Source organism: Streptomyces sp. R35, assembly GCF_041053035.1.
Classification (GTDB): Bacteria; Actinomycetota; Actinomycetes; order Streptomycetales; family Streptomycetaceae; genus Streptomyces; species Streptomyces lutosisoli.
In genome coordinates, this window is the sequence record NZ_CP163440.1 from 8,696,581 (window position 1) to 8,719,572 (window position 22,992).

At 70.2% G+C, this 22,992-nt stretch carries 16 protein-coding genes; 9 read left to right on the forward strand and 7 right to left on the reverse strand.

All coding sequences use genetic code 11. The features are described 5' to 3' along the window. The first annotated feature begins 17 nt into the window (after positions 1-17). From AB5J50_RS39110 to AB5J50_RS39150, 9 genes are all read left to right on the forward strand, one after another. On the forward strand, positions 18-1,238 hold the full coding sequence (locus tag AB5J50_RS39110; protein WP_369263408.1) for an MFS transporter: 1,221 nt from the start codon (positions 18-20) through the stop codon (positions 1,236-1,238). A gap of 121 nt (positions 1,239-1,359) precedes the next feature. Further along, a complete protein-coding gene (locus AB5J50_RS39115) occupies positions 1,360-5,127 on the forward strand; it encodes an amino acid adenylation domain-containing protein (protein WP_369263409.1) in 3,768 nt (1,255 codons plus the stop codon). Further along, complete coding sequence (locus tag AB5J50_RS39120) at positions 5,124-6,449, forward strand: ATP-grasp domain-containing protein (protein ID WP_369263410.1); 1,326 nt, start codon at positions 5,124-5,126, stop codon at positions 6,447-6,449. Before AB5J50_RS39115 ends, AB5J50_RS39120 begins: the two co-directional genes overlap by 4 nt. After that, entirely contained in the window at positions 6,446-7,375 is a 930-nt protein-coding gene (locus AB5J50_RS39125; protein WP_369263411.1) for a peptidase, read from the forward strand. The genes AB5J50_RS39120 and AB5J50_RS39125 overlap by 4 nt, the downstream gene beginning before the upstream one ends. 16 nt (positions 7,376-7,391) lie before the next feature. After that, the gene (gene asnB / locus AB5J50_RS39130) at positions 7,392-9,176 is read left to right on the forward strand and encodes an asparagine synthase (glutamine-hydrolyzing) (protein WP_369263412.1); all 1,785 of its coding nucleotides are present in this window, start codon (positions 7,392-7,394) and stop codon (positions 9,174-9,176) included. Between the two features lie 27 nt (positions 9,177-9,203). Continuing rightward, positions 9,204-10,034 (forward strand): hypothetical protein, encoded by an 831-nt coding sequence (locus AB5J50_RS39135; protein WP_369263413.1) that lies wholly within the window; start codon positions 9,204-9,206, stop codon positions 10,032-10,034. 10 nt (positions 10,035-10,044) lie between these two features. Continuing rightward, positions 10,045-10,986: an aminotransferase class IV gene (locus tag AB5J50_RS39140; RefSeq protein WP_369263414.1), complete on the forward strand. Its 942-nt coding sequence runs from the start codon at positions 10,045-10,047 to the stop codon at positions 10,984-10,986. Further along, entirely contained in the window at positions 10,974-11,933 is a 960-nt protein-coding gene (locus AB5J50_RS39145; protein ID WP_327432777.1) for an AEC family transporter, read from the forward strand. The genes AB5J50_RS39140 and AB5J50_RS39145 overlap by 13 nt, the downstream gene beginning before the upstream one ends. A 55-nt stretch (positions 11,934-11,988) precedes the next feature. Beyond that, positions 11,989-12,951, forward strand: coding sequence for a TauD/TfdA dioxygenase family protein (locus AB5J50_RS39150; protein WP_369263415.1), 963 nt, complete (start codon positions 11,989-11,991; stop codon positions 12,949-12,951). A 12-nt stretch (positions 12,952-12,963) separates the two neighbouring features. On the opposite strand, the gene AB5J50_RS39155 is transcribed toward AB5J50_RS39150, so the two are convergent. From AB5J50_RS39155 to AB5J50_RS39185, 7 genes are all read right to left on the reverse strand, one after another. Then, on the reverse strand, positions 12,964-15,765 hold the full coding sequence (locus AB5J50_RS39155) for a beta-L-arabinofuranosidase domain-containing protein (RefSeq protein WP_369263416.1): 2,802 nt from the start codon (positions 15,763-15,765) through the stop codon (positions 12,964-12,966). A 44-nt stretch (positions 15,766-15,809) separates the two neighbouring features. Further along, entirely contained in the window at positions 15,810-17,009 is a 1,200-nt protein-coding gene (locus AB5J50_RS39160) for an IS110 family transposase (RefSeq protein ID WP_369265635.1), read from the reverse strand. A gap of 271 nt (positions 17,010-17,280) precedes the next feature. Beyond that, entirely contained in the window at positions 17,281-18,726 is a 1,446-nt protein-coding gene (locus AB5J50_RS39165; RefSeq protein ID WP_369263417.1) for a family 43 glycosylhydrolase, read from the reverse strand. Positions 18,727-18,775: 49 nt separating this feature from the next. Next, positions 18,776-20,260 (reverse strand): family 43 glycosylhydrolase, encoded by a 1,485-nt coding sequence (locus AB5J50_RS39170; RefSeq protein ID WP_369263418.1) that lies wholly within the window; start codon positions 20,258-20,260, stop codon positions 18,776-18,778. Between the two features lie 140 nt (positions 20,261-20,400). After that, on the reverse strand, positions 20,401-21,123 hold the full coding sequence (locus tag AB5J50_RS39175; protein ID WP_369263419.1) for an FAD:protein FMN transferase: 723 nt from the start codon (positions 21,121-21,123) through the stop codon (positions 20,401-20,403). Position 21,124: 1 nt separating this feature from the next. After that, on the reverse strand, positions 21,125-21,574 hold the full coding sequence (locus tag AB5J50_RS39180; RefSeq protein ID WP_369263420.1) for an FMN-binding protein: 450 nt from the start codon (positions 21,572-21,574) through the stop codon (positions 21,125-21,127). Between the two features lie 10 nt (positions 21,575-21,584). Then, positions 21,585-22,922, reverse strand: a complete 1,338-nt coding sequence (locus AB5J50_RS39185) for a ferric reductase-like transmembrane domain-containing protein (protein WP_369263421.1) — start codon at positions 22,920-22,922, stop codon at positions 21,585-21,587. Between the last annotated feature and the right edge of the window lie 70 nt (positions 22,923-22,992).

Consider the following 22,992-nt stretch of genomic DNA (forward strand, 5'->3'; position numbering starts at 1 on the left):
CGCGAGGCGGTGCGGGTGTGCTGAGCCGAGTCCTGCCGCCGCGCGGCCCCGCCCGCACCCTCACCGGAATCACCCTGGTGCACACCATGGGCCAGGGCCTGTGGATGGCGCTCAACGCCGTCTACGCGACGGCCGTACTCGGGCTGTCGCCCGGTCAGTTCGGGCTCGGCGCCGGGGCTGCCGCCGCGGTGGCACTGGCGCTGAGCACCCCGACCGGACACCTCGCCGACCGGGTCGGCCCGCGCGCCGTACAGATCTGGTCGTTCGTGGCGCTCGGTCCGCTGACCGCCGCGCTCCTCGTCGTCGACGGATTCGGCGCCTACGTGGCCGTCATGTCCGTACAGGCGGTGGCCTACAGCGCCAGCCGCAGCGCCCGGATGGCCATGATCGCCGGACTGGTCCCGGCCGCCGAGCGCGTGAGCGTCCGCGCCCATCTGCGCGCCGCGAGCAACGTCAGTGTGTCGGTCGGCGCCGGAATCGCGGGCGCCCTGCTCGCCGTGGGGACCCCGGCGGCGTACCGCGCGGCCGTCGTCTTCAATGCGCTCACCTATCTGACCACCGGCCTGCTCACCCTCCTCCTCCCGCCGGTACCACCACAGCCCGCCCGGCCGGGCCCCGCCCTCGTGGTCCTGCGCGACCGCCCCTTCCTCGCCTTCGTCGTGCTCGACGGACTGCTGTCCATGCACAACCTCCTCCTGGACGTCGTCCTCCCGCTCTGGGTCCTGCGCCACACCCACGCCCCGCGCTGGATGATCGCCGTCATCCTGCTCACCAACACCGTGTCGGTGGTGCTGCTCCAGGTCAGGGCCGCCCGGGACACGGACGAACCCGCGAGCGCGGCACGTGCCTCCCGCGCCGGATCCTGGTGCCTGGGCGCCGCCTGCCTGGTCTTCGCCCTCAGTGAGGGCGCCCCGGCACCGCTCGCCTCGGCCCTGCTCGTCCTCGGCGCGCTCGCCCATGTCCTGGGCGAGGTCAGGCAGTCCGCCGGCAGCTGGGGCATCTCCTTCGGGCTCGCCCCGGAAGGCGTCCAGGGCCAGTACCAGGGCACGTACGCCATGGGCGCCGACATCGGCAAGATGCTTGCGCCCGCCCTCCTGACCTGGCTGGCGATCGAGCACGGCACCGTCGGGTGGCTGGTGATGGCCGCCGGGTTCGCCGCGCTCGGCTCCGCGATGCCGTCGGTGGTGGCGCTGGCGCGACGGCGCGACAAGGCGAGGGCGGTCCCGGCGACGGTGTGAGCGACCGCTTCTCCGGTACGTCCATGTCGTCGGCCACAGATGCGCGCCCTGAGCTCGGCCCACCCCTCCAGGACGTCTCGCGCGCAACACAAGTCCCGTACGGAGCAAGGGAGTCAAGCCCGTGGATGACACGCTCGCCGTCGCGGTGCACGCGGCGCGGAAGCCCGAACCCTCGGCCGGTGGTGCCGTGCCCGCGCTCCGGATGCCCGTCACCGGGGGTGGCAACAGCACCGGTGTCCGTCGTGCGGTGTTCTCCTGGTCCCTGGAGGCGGGCGCGTACCTCACCGAGCTGTCCCTGGCCGCCTTCGCCGTTCTGATCCACCGCTACAGCGGTCAGAACGACATCGCGCTGGGCCGAGTGCTCGACCCGGCGGGTGTGGCTGTCATCCGCTCCAGGGTCGGCACCGACACCTGTCTCGCCGACCTGGCCGCCTCCCTCGAACAGCAGCCGCGGCCCCGCGGTACGGCGGACCTCGGCAACGGACTGCGCGTCGGCTTCCTCAGCGGTTCGGGATCCGGTCAAATCCCGGCGATATCAAGGGACTTCGACCTGCTCCTCGAAGTCGCCCCCGCCGCCCGCTTCACCCTCCACTACGACCCCGACCGCTTCCCCCACGAGGTCGTCTCCCGGATGGCCGCCAACCACCAGGCCCTGCTCCTGGACGGCGCCCGCCGCCCCCACGCGCCGGTCCACGAGCTGAACCTGTCCGAGCGGGAGACCCGCTTCCTCCTGGAGGAGGCCACCGCCACCGCCCGCCCCTACCCGCGCGACACCTCGCTGCACTCGCACATCGAGGCCCAGGCCGCGCGCACCCCCGACGCGCCCGCAGTGGAGTGGCGGGGCACCGTCCTCACGTACCGCGAACTCGACGCGACGGCCAACCGGATCGCCCGCGCCCTGCTCGCCCACGGCGTCGCCCCCGGCGCACGGGTCGGCGTCTCGACGGCCCGCACCCACCACACCGTCTGTCTGCTGCTGGCCCTGCACAAGGCGGGCTGCGCGTATGTGCCGTTGGACCCGGCCTACCCCGCCGACCGGCTCACCGGTATCGCGGCCACGGCCGGCATGACCGCCGTGGTCCTCGACGACCCGGCGGGGGCGGGGGAGTGGCTCCACACCGTCGGCGCCACCCCGCTGCCGTGGTCCGAGCTGTGGGAGAAGGCGCGCGGCGAACGGCCCGACCCCGTGGACGTCGCCGTGAGTCCCGAGAGCGCGACCCACATGATCTACACCTCGGGGTCGACCGGGCTGCCCAAGGGCGTCGTGATCAGCCATCGCAACGTGGTGGCGCTGCTGGCCTGGGCGTGGGACACGTACGACCAACAGGACGTCTCCCGTGTGCTGTTCGCGACCTCCCTCAACTTCGACCTGTCGGTGTTCGAGCTCTGGTGCCCGCTGACCATGGGCGGCTGTGTCGTGGTCGTCGACAATGTGCTCGCGCTGACGGAGGACCCGGGATTGCGGCCCTCCCTCGTCAACACGGTGCCGAGCGCCCTCAACGTGCTGCTCCAGCGCTCGGCCGTGCCGCCGTCCACCGTCGTCCTGAACGTCGCGGGCGAACCGCTCGCCAGGGAACTGGTCAACGCGGCCTTCGACAGCACCTCCGCACGGCGGGTCTTCAACCTGTACGGGCCCTCGGAGGACACCACGTACTCGACGTGGAAGTGCTTCACCGGACCGCTCACCGACCAGCCCACCATCGGCGTGCCGCTCCCCAACACCGTGGCGTACCTGCTCGATCCCGCCGGCCGCCCGGTGCCGCGCGGCGCGATCGGCGAACTGCACCTGGGCGGTGCGGGGTTGTCCACCGGATACATCAACGACCCGGAACGCACCGCCGCGGCCTTCGTGCCCACCCCGGCCCGCCTCGCCCACCCCGGCGTCAACACCCTTTACCGCACAGGTGACTTGGCGCAGTGGACCGAGGACGGCGAGCTGCGCTTCATGGGCCGCAAGGACACCCAGGTCAAGGTGCGCGGGTTCCGGATCGAGCTGGGCGAGATCGAGGCCGTGCTACGGGAGGCGGTCGGCCTGCGCGATGTCGCCGCCCTCGCGGTGCGCCGCGGGGACGACACCCTCCTCGTCTGCCACGTCGGTCTGGAGGGCGATCCTGTCACCGTCGACACGATGAGCGCCCACCTGCGCCGGAAGCTGCCGCACTACATGCAGCCCGCGAAGATCGTGGTCGAGGACCGGCTGCCCCGGCTGCCCAACGGCAAGGTCGACCGCAAGGCGCTGGCCGCACGGACCGTCGACTGGGGAACCGCCGACGGTACGGGGTACGCGGGCGACGACCCGGACGAGACTGTCGTGGCCCGCGTCTGGACCGACCTCCTCGGGCTGTCCCGACTCGCCCCGGACCTCGACTTCTTCTCCGTCGGCGGCCACTCGCTGCTCGCCACCCTGCTCGCCGCCCGTCTCGGCGACGAGAGCGGGGCGACCATCCGTGTGGCCGACATCCACGAGAACCGCACCCTCGCCGCCCAGGCCGCGCTGCTGCGCCGCGCCCGCGAGCGGACGCCCGCCGGCCAGTCCGCCACCGACACCGCCACGCGCTTGCGCGCGGTCGCCCGGACCCTGCACGAATCCGCACACGGGCACGGGGTTCCCGCCGCCGCGGCGGCCGTGTACGCCGACGGCACACTGGAGTTCACCTACCACGGCACCGACGACACGGAGACCGGCCCCGCCCGCAGCGCGGCCTCCCGGCAGCGCGTCACCTGTGTCACCAAGGCCCTCCTCGCCTTCGTCGCGCTCCGCCTCGTCGACCGGGAGCTCATCGGCCTCGACGACCCCCTCGACGGTCACCTTCCGCAGGCGTTCGTACGACGTGACGGCCGTACGGTGTCTGTGACGCTCCGTCAACTCCTCTCCCACACCAGCGGAATCGACGACTCCTACGAGGTCTGGCACGACACCGACCACCAGGACCTCGCCCACTACCTGGCGACCTTCCGCGCGTACGGGCAGCTCTTCGAACCCGGCGAGGTCTTCGCCTACTCCGCGTGCGCGACCTCGATCGTCGCCGGTCTCATCGAGAAGCTCCTCGGCATGCCCTGGCGGCGGGCGCTCAACGAGCTGCTGCTGACCCCGCTCGGCATCCAGGAGATCCCGGAGAGCGGAACGGCGGAGGCTCACTACGGCGACGTATCCACCGGATATCTGTGGAGCGAGACGAGCGGGCGGTACGTACGGCACGCACCCGGGCCACAGACCATCGCCGACGACGCCGCGGGATCGTTCTCGATCTGTCTCACCCTCCCCGAACTCGCCCGTATCGCCCTGCTCGCCCTGAACGACGGCGTCACCGAGAGCGGCGAGCGGCTGCTCTCCGCCGAGCTGGCCGAGCAGATGCGCACCCCGCAGATCGACGTTCCCGGCCATCACTTCATGCACGCCTGGGGACTGGGCTGGCTGATGTTCGGACCCACCGCCTTCGGCTTCAACTCCAACGGCAGCGGCCACCACAACTTCATCCAGATCTTCCCCGAAGAGCGCTCCTTTCTTCTGCTCCTGGCCAACGCCTACCCCGCCTTCGGCCTGTACGAGGACCTGCTGCGCGCCTTCACCGGGGAGGGCCTCATCCGCACCGGGCGCGGCTTCGGCATGGAGCTCGACGACTGCGTGGGCGTCTACGCCTCCGACGGCTACCGGCTGGAGGTCCTGCCAGGCCCCGAGCGCCTTCGCTACGCCTACTCCGAGCGGCGCCGCGACGGCGGCTGGCAGCTCCTCGACGAGGGCGATCTCGTCTCCTCCGGAGCCGGTGGGTTCACCTCCATGTCGCAGAAGAACGTCCTCGCCGGATCCATCTCCTTCATCCCCACGCCCGGGACCGGCACCCCGGGCTTCGTCCGCATAGGCCAGAGATTCACAAGGAAGGTCCGATGACAGACCCAGCCAGTGGGACCCCGGCCAGTGGGCGCCCCGTCAGTGGGCATTCGGCCGCCGGGCGCCGACATGTGGTGTTCGTGACCTGGAAGACCGGCAACGCCCCGGCGTTCCGGGCGGCCAAGCGGCTCGGACACGAGGTGACGCTGATCCGGTCGCTGCGCATGGAGCGGTCCCAGCACATCGACTTCACGACCTCGCCCTACCAGGAGTACGTCGACACGGTGCACGTCCTGGACGACGCGACCGACGTCGAGGCACTGCGCACCTGCGTCGCCGGCATCCACGAGGAGCGGCCGATCGACGGTTTCGTCGCCACCGTCGACGCCCTGGTCGTCCCCGTCGCCCGGATCGCCGGGGAACTCGGCATCCCGTTCACCAGCGCACACGGCGCCGCGACCGCCAAGCTCAAGCACCGCTGCCGCGAGGCCCTCGCGGCAGCCGGGGTCGACTCCACCCGGCACGCCGTCGTCGGCGGCTACGTCGAGGCCGCCGCGTTCGCCGCCGAGGTGGGCTACCCCGTCGTACTCAAGCCGGCCAGTGGTTCGGCGAGCGAGGGCGCGCACATCGTCCACGACCGCGCCCGGCTGTGGGACCTGTGGCGGCACGTGCGGCCCGGCCGGGCCCCCTACCAGGACGGTGTCCTCGTCGAGGAGTACCTCACCGGCCGGTTCCTTTCGGCCGAGATCGGGCTCTCCCACGGCCGCTTCCTCCGTCTCGCCGTCAGCGAGCGCAAGACCTGGCACCGGCACGAGGCGCTGGAGGTGGGGACCACGATCCCGGCGGCCATCGACGCCGGGCTGTACGAGCGGGTCATGGAGTTCGCCGAAGCGGCCGTCCGTGCCGTGGACCTGCGGCTCGGCATCTTCCACGTCGAGATCATGCTGGGTGAGGACGGCCGCCCCCGGCTCATCGAACTCAACCCGCGCCTGATGGGTTCCTGCCTGCCCAATCTCTTCCAACTCGCGGGCGGAGGAGACCCGTTCGAGCTGCTCGTCCGTATTCACCTCGATGAGGAGGTGGACGTCGGCGAGATCGCGTTCGACCGCTATGCGACCGTCCGCTGGTTCGGCGCCGCGGACCGTGTCCCCAAGCCGGCGGGGCCGCCGCCGAGCCTGGACTGGGCGCACGAGTACGGCGAGGTCCTGCACGCGCTGACCCTGAACTTCCCGGACGGCGACGTCCTCGCGCCCTGCCGCGGCAATCTCGGCAACTTCGGCGAGGTGCAGGTGGTGCACCCCGACCACGCGACCTCGATCGGCGTCGCGGAGGAGATCGTCGCGCGGGCGGCGGAGCAGCTGGGGATCGAGGTGACGAGGTGAGCACGGTGACCTCCCTCTTCAACGAGACCCGGGCCCAGCTCGGCCGGCTGGGACTGCCCATGGGGGACGGGGAGTCCGTCGCGGACTCCGAGCTGACCTTCGACGACGGCTGCCACTTCCGGATCGAGGTTCCCACCGTCAACTCGGCCCAGGCGGCGGAGACTCTGCTGTCGGAGAGCCGTCGCCGGGGCTTCACCATCAACCGCGTCACCGAGACCCGGGGCATGTACCGCCACACGGCCCGCGAACTGCGCGCGTACGCCGAACTGGGAGAGGAGTACGGCGCCCAGATCCTGATGTCGGTCGGGCCGCGGGCGGCGTACGACATCGGGGCGGGCGTGCAGACCCCCGAGGGCGCCCGCATCGGCTACCGGCTGCGCGGGCAGGAGCAGGTCGTCCGGGCGATCGAGGACGTCAAGCGGGGTGTCGAGGCCGGGGTGCGCGGCTTCGTCGTCTACGACGAGGGCCTGTTGTGGGTGCTGCACCGGATGCGGACCGCGGGCGAACTGCCCGCCGACATCCATCTGAAGATCTCCGCCCACTGCGGTCACGGCAACGCCGCCTCCGCCCAGATGCTGGAGATGCTCGGCGCCAACAGTTTCAACCCGGTGCGCGATCTGCCGCTGCCGATGATCGCGGCCATCCGTGAGGCGGTGACGATCCCGCTCGACTGCCATGTCGACAACCCGAAACTGTCCGGCGGATTCGTCCGCACCTACGAGGCACCCGAGTTCGTCCGTGTCGCCGCCCCCGTCTACCTCAAGACCGGCAACAGCGCCCTCGAGGGCCACGGCGTGAGCCCCACGCCCTGCCAGCTCGACGACATCCTGCGCCAGGTCGAGATCGTCACCGAGTTCCTGGACCGCCATCTGCCGACGGCCCGCCAGACACCGGCCGGGCGCCACCACGTGCCCGTCGCCGGGTGACCGGGGGGAACTGCGGATGTGTCGCATCTACGGCAGCTTCGGCGGCGAGCGCGTCGGCCCCGACGTCCTGCACAGGGTCGCCGAAGGCCTGCGTCATGGCGGCCCCGACGCCCAGACCCTGCTGCGAGGTGACGGCTGGGCACTCGGCAACAACCGCCTCGCCGTCCAAGGTGTCACCCACGGCCGACAGCCCTACGTCCTGGGCGACATGACGTGCGTCTTCAATGGCGAGATCTACAACCACCGGGAGCTGCGCGCCGAACTCGCCGCCCATGGTTACGAGTTCCGGGGTGACTGCGACGGCGATGTCCTGCTGCCGCTGTTCGAACGGTACGGCGACGCCTTCGTCCGGCGCCTGGAGGGGATGTTCGCCCTCGCGATCGTGGACCGGCGCACCACCGAGCCGTGCCTGAAGCTCTTCACCGACCACGCCGGCATGAAGTCCCTCTTCTACTACCTCTCCGCCGACGGACGCCGACTCTGCTTCGCCTCCGAGATGGAGGCTCTCAGCCGCTTTCCGGATTTCCCGGCCGCCGTCGACCCCCTCGCCATCGACCGGTACCTGGGCGGGAAGGCCGTCTGGGGGCCGGGCACGATCCATACCGGCGTACGTACCCTGCCGCCGGGGAGCGTGCTGTGCTTCAAGGGGGATCAACTCTCCCTCACGCAGTGGCAGTTGGATGCCATGGTCATCGAGGAGGGAGTCCCGGCCGCAGAACTCCTCGACGGCACGCTCCGCGACGAACTGACCCGCATGCTCGACGCCGACGTGCCGGTCTGTGTCATCACCAGCGGCGGCCTCGACTCCAGCTACCTCACGGCGCTGGCGGCCGCCACCGTGCCCGGGGTGCACTCCTTCAACATCGCTTACCGCGGCGACTGGCCGGACGACGAGCGGCACTACGCCCGTGAGGTCGCCGCGCACTGCGGTACCCGCCACCACCAAGTCGTCGTGGACCCCGCCGACTTCCCGGGGTTGATCGACCGGTTCGTCCGCCATCTCGACCAGCCCAACAACGCCCCGCACAGCCTGAGCACCTTCGCGCTGTTCGAGGCCGTCCACGAGGCCGGGTTCAAGGTCGCCCTGACCGGTGACGGCGCCGATGAGCTGTTCGGAGGCTATACCCGCTTCGTCAAGGCGGCCCGAGACGACAGCGCGACCTGGCACCGGGCCTACCAGGACACGATGGCGGCGGCCGGCACCGCGACCCTGGCCCGCCTCTACACCCGCGACTACCTCGTCCAACTCCGCGAAGGAAACGGCTACTTCGGGGACGCCAACGGCGATGAACTCGACCGGCGCGTCCGTGGCGGCCGGCACGAGAAGCTGGAGGCGCTCCTGCGCCACGACCAGGAGTCCCGCTTCCCCTACTACATCCTGCGCCGCGTCGACCATCTGAGCATGGCGCACGCCGTGGAGGCGCGGATCCCGTTCCTCCAGCCCTCCGTGATGCGCCTGGCCCACGCCCTGCCACCCGGACTCAAGGTCGTCGGCGAGACGGTCAAGGCGCCGGTCGTCGAGGCCGCCCGCCGCTGGGTTCCCCGCAGCGTCGTCGAGCGGCCCAAGCAGCCGTTCACCCTGCCCGTCTCCGCGATGATCAGGCCGGGCGAGGCACTGTACGACCTGATCGGCGACACGCTGCTGGGACCGCACACCCGCTGTGAGGCCTACATCCGCCGCGACACCGTGCGCGAGCTGTTCCGGCTGCAGACCGAGCGCCCCGACGCCCACGCGGCCGAGGTGCTGTGGTCCCTGCTGATCCTCGAAACCTGGTTCGCCACCAGAAGCCTCCGACCGTAAGCCGCCGCACGTTCAAGGAGCCCACCCATGCCGAACGCCCAACAGGCCACCGTCACCGTCGAGTCACTCCTCGCGAAGGCGACCAGGGCCGACATCCGTCGCGACCCGTTCCCGCACATCGTGCTGCACAACCCGCTGAGTCCGGACCTGTACGAGGCCCTCGCCACCACGATGCCGACCGCCGAGTACATCGGCACCCGCATCGGAAAGCCGATCACCTCGAACGAGCGCTACAACTACATGTCCCAGCACATCCTGGACGACGGGGAGATGGCCCCGGTGTGGAAGGACTTCGTCACCCGCAACGCCTCGCCGGAGTTCTACCGTGAGTTCCTCGACCTGTTTCGCGACGACCTGATCGCCGCGCTTCCGGACGCCGAGGCGAAGTGCGGCCCCTTGGGCTCGCTGCGCGTGGGCCGCCGCAACCACGACACGTTCGCGACCCATGACATCCTCATGGACTGCACGGCCGTCATCAACTCGGCGGTCTCCGGCCGTCCTTCGTCGTACCGGGGCCCCCACGTCGACAAGCCGTACAAGCTCTTCGGCGGGCTCTTCTACATGAAGCACCCCGACGACGACGCCACCGGCGGCCACCTGGAGCTCTACAAGTACCGCGAGGGCGCCCACCGGTTCACCACGAGCGCCTCCGAGTACGGGGACAACCGCTTCGACATCGACCCGCGCTACGTCGAGGAGGTCGGCACCATCGCCTACGACAGCAATGTCCTGGTGATGTACCCCATCAACCCCCTTGCCCTGCACGGTGTTTCGGTCCGTAGCGTGACACCGCACGAGCGCCGCTTCGTCGCCCTCGTCGGAGACCTTCAGCACCCGCTCTTCGACCTGGCGCTGTGAGGTGACCACCGTGGGCCCCGAGGCATCCCCGCTCCCCGAGGCGTCCCCGCTCCCCTTCGACCGGCGCACCGGAGAGATCTGGAGCGACGGCTCCCTCGTCCCCTGGGCCGAGGCGCGGCTGCACGTCCTCAGCCACGGACTGCACTACGCGAGCAGCGTCTTCGAGGGCGTACGCGTCTACGGCGGCACCCCGTTCCTGCTGCGCGAGCACATCGCCCGGCTGCGCACCTCCGCACGCATCCTCGACTTCGACCTGGAGTACGACGACGAGGTGCTGCACGCAGCGACCGTCGACGTCGTCGCCGCGGCGGGCATCCGCGACGGGTACGTCCGCATGAACGCGTGGCGCGGCTCGGAGGTCATCCAGACCGCGGCACTGCACACCACCGTGCACACCTCGGTCGCCGCCTGGGAAATCCCGGTCGGCTACTACGCGGCCGCCGACGCCCTCGACCGGGGCATCGCTCTGCGGACCGCCGAGTACCGCAGGCCCTCGCCCCTGTTCGCGCCGGTCAAGAGCAAGGCCGCCGGCAACTACATGACCGGCACGGTCAGCAAGAACCGGGCGCTGCGCGCCGGTTACGACGACGCGCTCCTCCTGGACGACGCGGGAATGATCGCCGAGGCCACCGGAGCCCATATCTTCTTCACCCGGGCGGGCGCCCTGCACACCCCCACCACCCGCTGCACGATCGACGGCATCACCCGCGCCCGGGTCCTGGAACTGGCGCGCGCCGAGGACATCCCCTGCGCGGTGGAGGACCTGAGTCCCGCCTTCGTACGGGAGGCGGACGGGGCGTTCATCTGCGGGACGGCGTGCGAGCTGCTGCCGGTCGCGCGGATCGACGACCACACGTACGAGCCGCGCGGGAACTCCGTGATCCGTCGGCTGATCAGCGGTTACCGTGCGCTCACCGACCACGGGGAGGCCGTACGTCCATGGGCACACTGACCGCGCTGGAGAAACTCGTACCCGTCGTGCTGGCCTTCGGCTGCGGAGTGCTGCTCGCGCGCCGCAAGGTCGTGCCCGCCGACAGCTCGCGGGTCTTCGTCGACTACGCGTTTCTCTTCGCGGTCCCCTGCTACCTCTTCGGCAACATCTACAGCAGCGACCTGGGCGCCCTGTTCGACTGGCGCGCCATCCTCGCCTACGCGACCACGGCCGCCCTCGCGGTGCTCACCATCGGCGTCCTCGCGGGCCTCGGCGGCGAGCGCGATCCCCGCGCCATCGCGCTGCGCATCATGGCCGGTGTCCAGGTGAACACGGCCTACTTCGCCGTACCCGTCTTCATCACGCTCTTCGGGAACGCGGCCCCGATCTTCCCGGTCCTGCTCTTCCAGGTCTGCGTCCTGACCCTCGTCATCATCTCGATCATGGAGCTGGGGCGGCCGGAGCGCGACGCCGCTCAGGAGGCGGGCCCCCGGCTGCTCCTGCGCGCCGTCGGGGCCTCCCTGGTCACCCCGGTCGTCCTCGCCTGCAACGCGGGCATTCTGCTCAACCTGCTGTCGCTGCACGTCCCGAAACCTCTCCTCGACGGCTTCTCGTTCGTGGGAGACAGCGCGTCGCCCGTCGCGCTGTTCGCCCTCGGCCTGCACCTGGGCGGCAGCGGTCTCTCCGTGCGCGGCACGACCCGGGAGGAGATCGGGCTCATCACCTTCAAGTGCCTGGTCTTTCCGCTGATGACCTGGGCCGTCTGCGCCACCGTCTTCGGCATCGACGGCCGCTGGCTGCAGTACCTCGTGCTCATCGCCGCGATGCCGGCCCCGCAGAACCTGTTCATCTTCGCCCAGCGCTACGACATCGGCGTCGACATGTCGGCAGCGCTCGTCATCAAGAGCTCGGTCGCCGCGCTGCTCCTGCTGCCGCTGTGGATGCAGTGGGCGGTGCACGTCGGCTGAGCCCCAGCCAACTCCTCGCAAGTGTCACAGTGAAGGCGGAACCATGACCTTGTCCATGGCAACGAGCACGCCTGCCACCCGCATCCGTGTGCGTCGCATCGCCGGCCGGATAGGCGCCGAGATCACCGGAGCCGACCTGACCGGGGACCTCGACGACGCCTCGGTGGCCGAGATCCGGCAGGCCCTCCTCACCCATCGCGTCGTCTTCTTCCGGGGCCCGGACATCGGGCACGCCCGGCACATCGCGTTCGGGCGGCGCTTCGGCGAACTGACCCGGCGCCCCGGCACGAAGCACGGGGTGGCGCCCGACGGCTTCCCGGAGATTCTCACCGTGGACCCGAAGGCGGACGTCGAGCGCTACGGCAGCGACTTCGAGGAGCACTACCGACGCAAATGGGTCTCCCCGCTCGCGGGCTGGCACAGTGACCTCACCCAGGCCGTCAACCCGCCCGACGCATCGATCCTGCGCGCCGAGACGACCCCCCAGTTCGGCGGCGACACCCAGTGGACGAACACCGTGGCCGCGTACGAGGGCCTGTCCCGGCCCCTGCGCGACCTGCTCGACTCGCTCCAGGCCGAGCACGCCTTCTTCACCGGTGTCCATCTGCGCCACTCCGACGAGCGCGACCGCGAGATCCTGAAGATCTACTGCGAGGATCCGCAGGTCGCGGTGCACCCCGTGGTCCGCGTGCACCCCGAGACGGGCGAGAAGGCCCTCTTCGTGAGCCCGGGCTCCACCACCCGCATCGTCGGATTCTCCGAGCTGGAGAGCCGCCGCCTGCTCGACCTCCTCTTCGAGCAGCTGACCAGCGCCGAGTACACGGTCCGCTTCCGCTGGGAGCCCGGCAGCATCGCCTTCTGGGACAACCGCACCACCTGCCACCTCGCCCCGACGGACTTCGCCCAGCTGGGCGTGGACCGCGTCATGCACCGCGTGACCCTGCTGGGCGAACCCGCTGTCGGCCCGGACGGCTTCACCTCCCGGCTCGTGGCGGGGGAGCCCCTGAGGGCCTGGTGACTCCCCGAGCCCTCAGGGCGCGTACGAGGCGTTCCGTGCCGTATCCGTCACCTTCTGCCCGTCGCTCGCGCCGAGCAGCCCCGCCGACACCCACGCGTCCACCGTGCTCCGCACCCGCGAGACCAGCGCGCCCTTGCCGCTGAACGGAGCCGCCGCCCAGATCTCGTCGAGCAGAGTGGTGCCGTCCGCCTTGGCCGGATTGGCGACACCGGAGTCGGTGCCGCCGAAGACCACCCGAGGCTCGGCCCGCCGGAAGTAGGCGTGCGTGGGGTCCTCGGTCCCTTCGAAGAAGGGCGCGAACTCCGTGCCGTCCAGCGTGTAGTGGAGCGGCTTGCCGGTCACGGGGGTGAGCGTGGGCAGCAGATCGCCGGAGAGCGCCGCGTTGCGGTAGAGCCCGAACGGCAGACAACTCGTGCTCGTGTCACGGGCGACCAGGTTGACCGGTCCGTGGAACAGGGCCTGCACGGACGGGTCGTCGAGGGCCTTCTCCACCCGCAGCCGGAACGACACCGTGACCCGGACGGTGTCACCGGCGCACCAGGTCCGCGAGACGGCGAAGTAGCTGCCCGCGACCGGAGTCCCGCTCACCGCCCTGCCATTGACCGTCACCCGGAATCCGGTCGCCCACGACGGCACCCGCAGCCGCAGCTCGAAGGCCGCGCTGGCGCCCCCGAGGGTGATCGTGGACCCCTGCTCCCGGGGGTAGTCGGTGGTCTGCATGACGGTGACGCCCTTCTCGGCCCAGGTCAGCGTGGTCGGGCTGTACAGATTGACGTACAGCGCGCTCCCGTCCGCCGCCTTGAAGTACACCGAGTCCTGGTACTTGGTGGCGCTCTCCATCCCCGTGCCCTCGCAGCAGGTCGTCCCCTGCTTGGGCGTGTAGTCGCGGACATGGCCGGGCGTCAGCCCGATGAAGTAGGTGACGAGCGGCTTCTCCGCGTCCGCCTTGTCCTGCTTCGAGCCGAGCACCTGGTTGTACAGCGCCCGCTCGTAGTAGTCCATGTACTTCGCGTCCTGCGTGTGGAAGAAGAGCATCCGGCTGAGCTTGAGCAGGTTGTACGCACAGCAGCTCTCCGCGTTGGTGGCACTGACCGTCCCCGCGATCACCCCACGGGTCTTCCAGAACTCGCCGGTGCTGGTGCCGCCGATCCCGTACATCCGTACGGGTACGACCATGTCCCAGAAGTTCCGCGCGGCGCTCAGGTACCGCTGCTCGCCCGTCGCGTCGTACAGCCGCAGCAACCCGGTGAAGATGGGGATGTGCTGGTTGGCGTGCAGTCCGTCGAGCGTGTCGTCGCCCGCGGCGCAGGCGTCGATGAGCTTGTCGAGGTCGAACAGCCGGGCCAGCGCGAGGTGTTCGGCCTTGCCGGTGAGAGCGTGCAGATCGCAGATCGCCTCGACGATGCCGCCGAACTCGCCGCTGGAGAAGATGCCCCACATCCGTTGCAGGGTGGCGTCGGGCAACGGGGACAGCCGGGAGTACATCCAGTCGCACATCCCGGACGCGAGGTCGAGCGCCCGCGCGTCGTCGGTGTACAGATACGCGTCCAGCAGCCCGCGCAGGATCTTGTGCGCGGTGTAGTACGGCGCCCACACCTTGGTGTAGTCGCCGCTCGTCATCGACTCCAGCAGGATGAACTGCGTCTCCGGGTACGCCGCGAGGAATCCGGGATGGCTCGGCCCGCCCCAGGTGCGGCGCAGCGTGGCGTCCAGTCCGCGCCCGGACGCGTCCGCGAAGGTCCCGCCGCTGGTCTCGTCGAAGCCGTACGAGACCAGGTCGCCGCCGCCCGTGGACGCGTCGGCGGCCCGGCTGCTCTGCAGCGCCGTGATCTCGGCGGCGGTCAGCGCCCGCGACCAGGCGTTGAACTCGTCGAACGCCCCCGCGAACACCGGGTCGGTGGAGTAGTTCGAGCGGCCGAGCCAGTTGTTCTTCAGGGTGCCCAGGGCCGCCGGGGTGAGGCTCATCGCCGTGTTCCGGTCCACGGCCGTGCCGTTGACGTAGAGGGTGCCGGTGCCGCCCGCGATCGTCACCGCCAGATGGCTCCACTCGTTCAACGGCAGCGCGGCGCTGCCGTTGAGGCCCTGCTCGCCGCCGGGCCCGCCGGTCGTGATGGCGAAGCGCGGGACGCCGCTCGCGTTGCGGGCGGCGAGGTAGAGATAGCGGGTGGTGTCGTCGCCGAAGTCGAAGACCCGGGCCCAGCCGGCGTCGTGGGTGGGCTTCACCCAGGCCGACAGGGTGATCGCCGAGGCCCCGCCGAGCACCGCCGCCGACAGGTCGACGTACTGGTACGAGCCCCGGACGTTCTCCGCGCCCGTCCCGAACCTGCCCGTGACACTCAGCACCGCCGGATCGTGCCGCAGCGCCTCCCGCACCTCGGTCAGCGCGCCGACCATGGAGGCGATCCTGTCGGCGTACGCCTGCTCACCCGTGCTGCCGTACGCCTGCGCGAGCATGGTCATGAAGTGGCCGGTGTAATGCCCGCGAAGGTTGCCGTTGGCCTCGCCGTCCAGGCCCTCCCAGCCACCGGGGGCGACCGCGCCGCGGGTCGAGAGACCGGCGTTGGCGCGGAAGACCTGGAGCAGCCGGTCCACGTCGTAGCCACGCCCGTGGTCCAGCATCATGGCCCGCTTGGTGGCGAACAGGCCCTGACCGAGCGCCACTTCACTCAAGGGGAACGGGCGGAGGGCCCAGGCGGCCGGGGCCGGGAGGGTGACGGCGGCCGCCCGGCCGGTGGCGGTCGACGCGGCACCCGGTGCCGCCGCGACGATGATCGCGGTGCGCAGCAGCGTGCGTCGGGAGAGGGGCGGTGTCATGGGGGCGTTCCTCGTCTCGTGGGGGGGTGCCCCTATGACTTTGGTCAAGGGGTGATCGGGGTTGGTGGCTGGTAGAAGGTGCCGTCGCGGAGCATGGCGAAGAGCACGTCGGCTCGGCGTCGGGCGAGGCAGAGGATGGCCTGGGTGTGGTGCTTGCCCTGGGCGATCTTCTTGTCGTAGTAGGTGCGCGAGGCGGGATCGGCCAGCGCGGCGAACGCGGAGAGGAAGAAGGCCCGTTTGAGCTGCTTGTTTCCTCTCCGCGAAGGCTGTTCGCCGCGGATGGAGGATCCGGAGCTCCGGGTCGCCGGGGCAAGGCCGGCGTAGGCGGCGAGATGGGCGGCGGACGGGAACGCGGTGCCGTCGCCGACATCGATGAGGATGCGGGCGCCGGTCCTGATGCCGATGCCGGGCATGGACATCAGGACCTTCGAAAGAGGGTGGGCCTCCAGGAGTTCCTCGATCCGGTGGGCCAGCAGTTTGCGCTGGTCGAGCACTGCCTGGAGCGAGGAAGCGAGGCTGGGGACGATCAGCGCCGCCGCATCCGTGCCCGGAACGACTACGGTCTGCTCGTCGAGCGCGGTGAAGACGTCGTCGATCAGCCGCTCGGCCATGCGGGGTGCCTTCGGCCGGATCAGGGTGATGAGCCGCCGGCGTCCGGCCTTGCGGATCTGGGCGGGCGAGCCGAACTGGTCCAGCAGCCTGAGGACGGCCGGGTGCTGCATGCGCGGGCCCAGGACCCGTTCCAGATGCGGGTGGATCTGCGTGAACAGGCCCCGCAGCCGGTTGGACAGGCGGGTTGCCTCGGCGGCGAGGTCGTCGTCGAACCCCACGATCATTGACAGTTCGGCGATCGTCTCGTCGTCGAGGTCGACCGACCGCAGCGTGTGCGGCATCGCCCGGGCGGCGTCGGCGATGATGAACGCGTCCTTCGCGTCGGTCTTGGCCTCGCCGGGGTAGAGGTCGGCGATCCGCCGCATGGTCAGGCCGGGCAGGTAGGCGACGTGGCAGCCAAGGTCGCGGGCGACGGCCAGCGGCAGGGCGCCGATGGAGGCGACCTGGTCGACGATGACGAGGACGGTGCCGTGCTTGGCCTGCAGCTTGGCGAAGACCTCGCGGAGTTTGGGCTCGCTGTTGGGCAGTCTGCGGTCGAAGGTCTTCTTCCCGCCCGGGGTGAGGGCGGTGGCGTGGTGTTCGTCCTTGCCGACGTCCAGGCCGAGGTAGACGTCGATGTCGCCGGTGTCGATCACGTCGTGTGTCCTCCGGTCGTACTCGCCCGGCCTGCCACGGCACTGATCGCCACATCCACATTACGAAGAGCCTCCCGACCTGCGAAGAAGTCGGTGGTCATGCCCCTAATCAGTGGTCTGTCAGTGCCTCCGGAGCTGGTGACACCACCCCCCAGGCCATGCACTCGACAAGGGGAGGTAGTCATGCCAACTCCGAAGGCCGGTAACCCCGTTGCGGGGCTACGAAGACGGTAATGGGGGGGGCGGGGCGAGCGGAGGGCGGGGCGAGCTACTCGGCGTAGAACGTGGCATCCGCCTTGGCGAGCGTCGTGTCGGCGGGCTGCGTGTAGAGCAGGTAGTTGTAGTGCCGGAGATAGCGGCCGGCGCTGCCGTACCACTCGAAGGAGAGACCCGAGGCCGAGTCGGCGAGGCCCGCCCGCTGGTAGAAGCTCGCGTCGCTCTTGAAGGCGGCGGTGCCGTCGTCCTTCTCCACCCAGACCTCGTAGTTCTTCTGGCGGAGGTAGTAGCCGGGGTAGTTGGCCGATTCGAGGGAGACGGTCCCGGTGCCCGCGAGCCCGGTCACCACGCGGAACTGCGAGTCGGCGAGGTTGGTGACGTTCGGCTCGATCTTGGCGCGGTAGTCCCAGTGGCGGATGTAGCGGTCCGGGAAGTTGTACGAGGAGAAGCGGACCGGCGAGACGCCGTCGGCGACCGGGATGCCGAAGTTGGGCGTGCCGTCCGCGTTCCAGTAGATCTTCTGCACGCGGGTACGGCGGTTGGGGTCGTTCAGTGGATCGCCGCTGATGTCCTTGTAGCTGCGGTCGTGGTAGACGAGGATGTCCGACTTGCCGTCCTCGGAGACCGTGAACGAGTTGTGGCCGGGCCCGTACTGCGAGGTCGCGGCGTTGCTCTGGAACACCGGCTGGGAGCCCTTGGTCCAGGAGGCGGCGTTCAGCAGATCCGCGGAGGCGGACGCGGTCAGCATGCCCATGCAGTAGTTGGCGTCGGTGGCGCTGGCCGAATAGGTCAGGAAGACCTTGCCGCCGTGCTGGATCACCGACGGCCCCTCGTTGACCTTGTAGCCGATGGTCTCCCACGACAGCGTGGGCTGGGAGATCTCGACCGGAGTGCCGCTGATCGTCCAGGGGTTGGCCAGCTTGGCGATGAACAGGCTGGTGTTGTTCTCCTCGGACGGATTGCGCTGCGCCCAGGCGAGGTAGCGGACGCCGTTCACGGCGAAGGTGGTGGCGTCCAGCGAGAAGGACGACACCGGGGTGGCGATCTGCCCCTTCTCCGTCCAGGTGCCGGTCAGCGGGTTCGCGGCGTCGCTCTCCAGGACGTACATCCGGATCGCCCACACATCGCTGGTCGACCCGGCGGCGAAGTAGACGTACCACTTGCCGTCGATGAAGTGGATCTCCGGCGCCCAGATGTGCGCGCCCATCACCCCGCTGGCGTGCTTGGTCCAGATCGTGGTCTCGGGGGCGGTGGACAGGCCCTGGAGGGTGGTGGCCCGGCGCAGCACGATCTTGTCGTACGCGGGCACGGTCGCCGTGAAGTAGTAGTAGCCGTCGGTGTGCTTGAAGATGTGCGGGTCGGCCCGCTGTTCGGCGACCGGGTTGGTGAAGGTCGCCGCGGGGGAGGCCGGGGCGGCGGCGTGGGCGGGGGTGACGGTGGTGGAGAGGGCCAGGGTGGCGAGGCCCGTCAGCACCACTCGGCGGCTGGGACGGCTCATGGTCGTACTCCTGTGGGGGTGGCGGTGGCGGTGGCGGTGACGGTGACGGTCAGGCGGTGGTGGGCTGGAGCCGCCACTGCTGGCAGGTGTTGTTCAGCCAGGTCCACTGGCGTACGTCGATGCCGTCGCCCGTCCCGCAGTTGGCGACGTCGGCGACCTTGCCGCTGTTCGCGTTGACGATCCGCACGTAGTCGCCGCCGGTGTAAATGAGCCGGAACTTCTGGCAGTTGTTGTTCAGCCACGACCACTGCCGGATGTCGGCGCCGTCGGCGGTGGAGCAGTCGGCGGTGTCCACGACCTTGCCGGTGGCGACATTCACCAGCCGGCTGGTGTCGTTGCCCTGGTCCTCGATCCGCCACTTCTGGTTGGCCCCGCCGCTGCACGTCCACTGGAAGATGTTGGTGCCGTCCGCGGTGTTGCCGCCGTCGACGTCCAGGCACTTGCCGCTGTTGCGGTTGACGATCGTGTACGCCGTCGGGGTCGTCGCCGTCTCGCCGGACGGGCCCGCGAGGGAGGTGCCGGTCGCCACCGGGGTGCCGAAGTCCGGGGTGCCGTCGGCGTTCCAGGTGAACTTCTGCGCCCGGGTCGTACGACCGTTTCCGCAGCCGCCGCTCGACGAGCTGTTGGCGTGGTAGACGATCCAGTTCTCGGTGCCGTCCGGCGAGGTGAAGAACCCGTTGTGGCCGGGCCCGTAGACACCGGCCGCGTCATTGCGCTCGAAGACCGGGGTCTGCTTCTTCGTCCAGGACGCGGCCAACAGCGGGTCGCTGCCAGTCAGTTCGAGCTGGCCGAGCTTGTAGTCCGCGGTCTGGCAGTAGCTGGCGGAGAAGGTGAGGAACGTCCTGCCGTCGTGATACAGCGGCTCGGGCCCCTCGTTGACCGGGGCGCCGGAGGTCTCCCAGCTCAGCGTGGGGCTGGAGATGACGGTGAAGGCGGAACTGCTCAGCGTGTACGGGTTGCTCATCGGCGCGATGACCAGGCTCTGCTTGCTGCCGCCGACGGAGCCGCTGCCCACCAGGTACAGCTTGCTGTTGTACTGGAGCACGCTGGCGTCGATCAGCCAGCCGCCCGGGTCCAGGTTGGAGCCGGTGAGGCTGTTCTTGTACGTGTAGGGGCCCATCGGGTCGGAGCCCGAGCTCTCCAGGACGTGTGTGCGCTGGGTGTCGCAGCAGGCGGCTCCGCTCTGCGCGCCCGAGTAGTACAGGTACCAGTGGCCGTTGAAGAAGTGGATCTCCGGCGCCCAGAAGTTCGCGTTGCGGCCGGAGGTGGTGTCCGACCAGATCTGGACGCTGGGGGCGGTGCTGAGCCCGGCGAGCGTCGGCGACTTGCGCATGGTCAGCTCGTTGGTGAACGAGGTCGTCACCAGGTAGTAGTTGCCGTTGTAGTACTCCAGCCAGGGGTCGGCGCCCTTCTGGGACTTGATGGGGTTGGTATACGGCTGCCCGGCGGCCGCGGACGCGGGCTGGCTGACGAACGACGCGAGCAGAGCCAGCAGCGCTGCGCCCAGGACGAACCAATGGCGGGTGCGGAACACGGCAAGTCCCCTTTGACGGCCTCAGCTGTTCGAAATCTCGTACGCTGTACGGAGGTTCGACCAGAAGATAGGTTTCCGGCAAGGACACGTCAACGCTTCTGACACGTTTCGATTCCGGTTGCCCTCAGGGCACTCGGGGCTCAACTCGCCACAGGGAGCCCCGCCGTGCGGAAGACCCGGCGCTCGGCGTCGACCGCGAACACCTCGCAGCCCTTGCGCGCGGCGGCCCACTCGATGCCCTCCGCGCCCATCGCGAAGGCCGCCGTCGCCGTCGCGTCCGCCTCGGTCAGCGAGGCGGCCACGACGGTGACGCTCAGCAGCTCGGTCGCCGGACGGCCGGTGCGCCCGTCGAGGATGTGGTCGCCCCGCTCGTACCGCGCGGAGGTCGCCACCGCGCCGTCGGTGATCTCCAGCACCGTGCACAGCTGGTCGGCGTGTTCGGGATGACGTACGCCCACCCGCCAGGGACCGCCGGCGGCGACCACGTCGCCACCGGCGTTCAGGCAGAACCGCCGTGCCCCCGCGCCCGTCAGCAGGTCCGCGGCCCGCTGCACCGACCAGCCCTTCACCATCGCGCAGGGATCCAGTCCGCGGCCGGGCAGCCGCACCTGGAACGCGCCACCGGTCGCGACCCGGTACTCCTCGCACAGGCCGAGCACGTCGGCCAGATCACGGCTGAGCTCATCAGGCCTCAGCTCGCCCCGGTCCAGCCGGGACACCTCACTGTCCGCGCGGAAGGGGTTGAACCGCGCGTCCACCTCGTGCAGCCACGCGAACACCGGGTCCGCGGTCTCGTCGTCGGCGTACGCGTCGTCGATCCGCACCGAGACCGGGAACCCCATGACGTGCTCGACGCGGCGCACCTCAGGAACCCTTCGCGTCGAGGGCGGCCTGGAGAGACTGGACGTATCCCTCGCTGGTGATGGTGGCGCCGGACACCGCGTCGATGTCGGCGCTCTGCGCCTGGAGCGTCTCCTGGATGAGCTTGGGCACGGCCGCCGTGGTCTGCGGGTGGTTCGGCTGCTGGAGCATCCGCACCGAACTGATCTTGTCGCCGTCGAAGGTCACCTCGACCTGCACGACGCCCTTCGAGGTGTTGACGGTGCTGCCCTGGACGACCTGCGAGGCGGCGGGCGAGGACGATGACGATGAGGACGGCGCGGATGACGAAGACGACGAAGAGGTCGCCGACGGGCTCGGGGCGGGCTCGGCCACCTCCGTGGTGGTGGACGTGGTGTCCTGCGACGGTGCGTAGCGCCACAGCGGGACCAGGCCCGCGATGGACAGGACGACGACAGGCAGTGCTCGTTTCACGGTGTCCCTCTCATCCCGCCAGGCTGAAGCGCTCGAAGTGGATCTGCGGCCTGGGCACGCCCAGGTCGCGCAGGGTGCGCAGCACCGCACTCGTCATGGCGGGCGGCCCGCACACGAAGACATCCCGTTCGGCGACGTCGGGCACGAGCCGGGCGAGCTCGCGCGGCGCCAGCTTGTCCGGCGTGGCCGGTCCGGTCACCAGGTGCAGCTCGGCGCCCTTGGCGTGCGCGAGCTCCCGCAACTCGTCGTAGAGCACCGCGTCCTGGTCGGTGGCCACCCGGTAGATGAGCACCACGTGGTCGTGCAGATCCTCCAGCAGGGCCCGGATCGGAGTGATGCCGACGCCGCCGGCGATCAGCAGGGTCTCGGAGCGGGTCCGGTGCAGGGTGGTGAAGGCGCCGTAGGGGCCCTCGGCGAAGACCCGCGTGCCCACCTTCAGATGCCGCAGGGCCGCGGTGCCGTCGCCGGCCGTCTTCGCGGTCAGCCGCAGCGTCCGGCCGTCCGGCGCGGCCGACAGGGAGAACGGATTGGCCTGCCACCAGCGGTCCTTGGTGAGGAACCGCCACAGGAAGAACTGGCCGGCCCGCGCGGGCAGCCGGTCCAGGTCCCGCCCCGTGATGTAGACCGACACCACGTTGTCCGACTCAGGTACGACGGCCGAGACGCGCAGCTGGTGCCGCAGGTTCCGCCACAGCGGCAGCACCAGCCGGCCCAGGCAGACCGCGCCGAGCGCGACGCCCCACAGGGTCCACCAGTACGCGGTGGCGGCGGGCGACGTGGTGAAGGTCGTACCGGCCGCGACCTGGTGCGTGAACGCCAGCACCACCGCCACGTAGGTGTAGAGGTGGATGAAGTGCCAGGTCTCGTACGCGAGGCGGCGCCGGGCCCAGCGGGCCGACACCGCGCCGACCACCAGGATCAGCAGCAGTGCGACGATCGCGCGCAGCACACCCTCGACGGTCTCGGCCAGCTCGACCAGCTCGTCCACGGGCCCCATCGACGACGACTGCGCGTAGCCGAAGGTGATGAACACCGCGTGCGACAGCAGCGTCCACAGCAGCCCGAAGCCGACCCAGCGGTGCCAGGAGGTCAGCCGGTCCATGCCGATCCGGTGGTCGAGCCAGGGCAGCCGGGCCACCAGCAGCAGCTGGAAGGCCATGAGGAGCGCGGCGTACAGTCCCGCCAGCCGGCCCAGCACGATCAGGGCGTTCGAAGCGAACCCGGCCTGGACGAAGAAGACGGTCACCACACCCGCGTTCGCGACCAGCAGGGCGTACAGGCCGGCGCGGGCCACCACCTTCGGGCGCACCGCCGTGGGAGGCGGCTGGACACGTTCGACAGTGGTCACGGAGGGCAGCTCCTCGTTCGGGTGTGGGGAGACCGAGCCTGCCCGCCCGGAGCTGTCGTTTTCCTGTCGG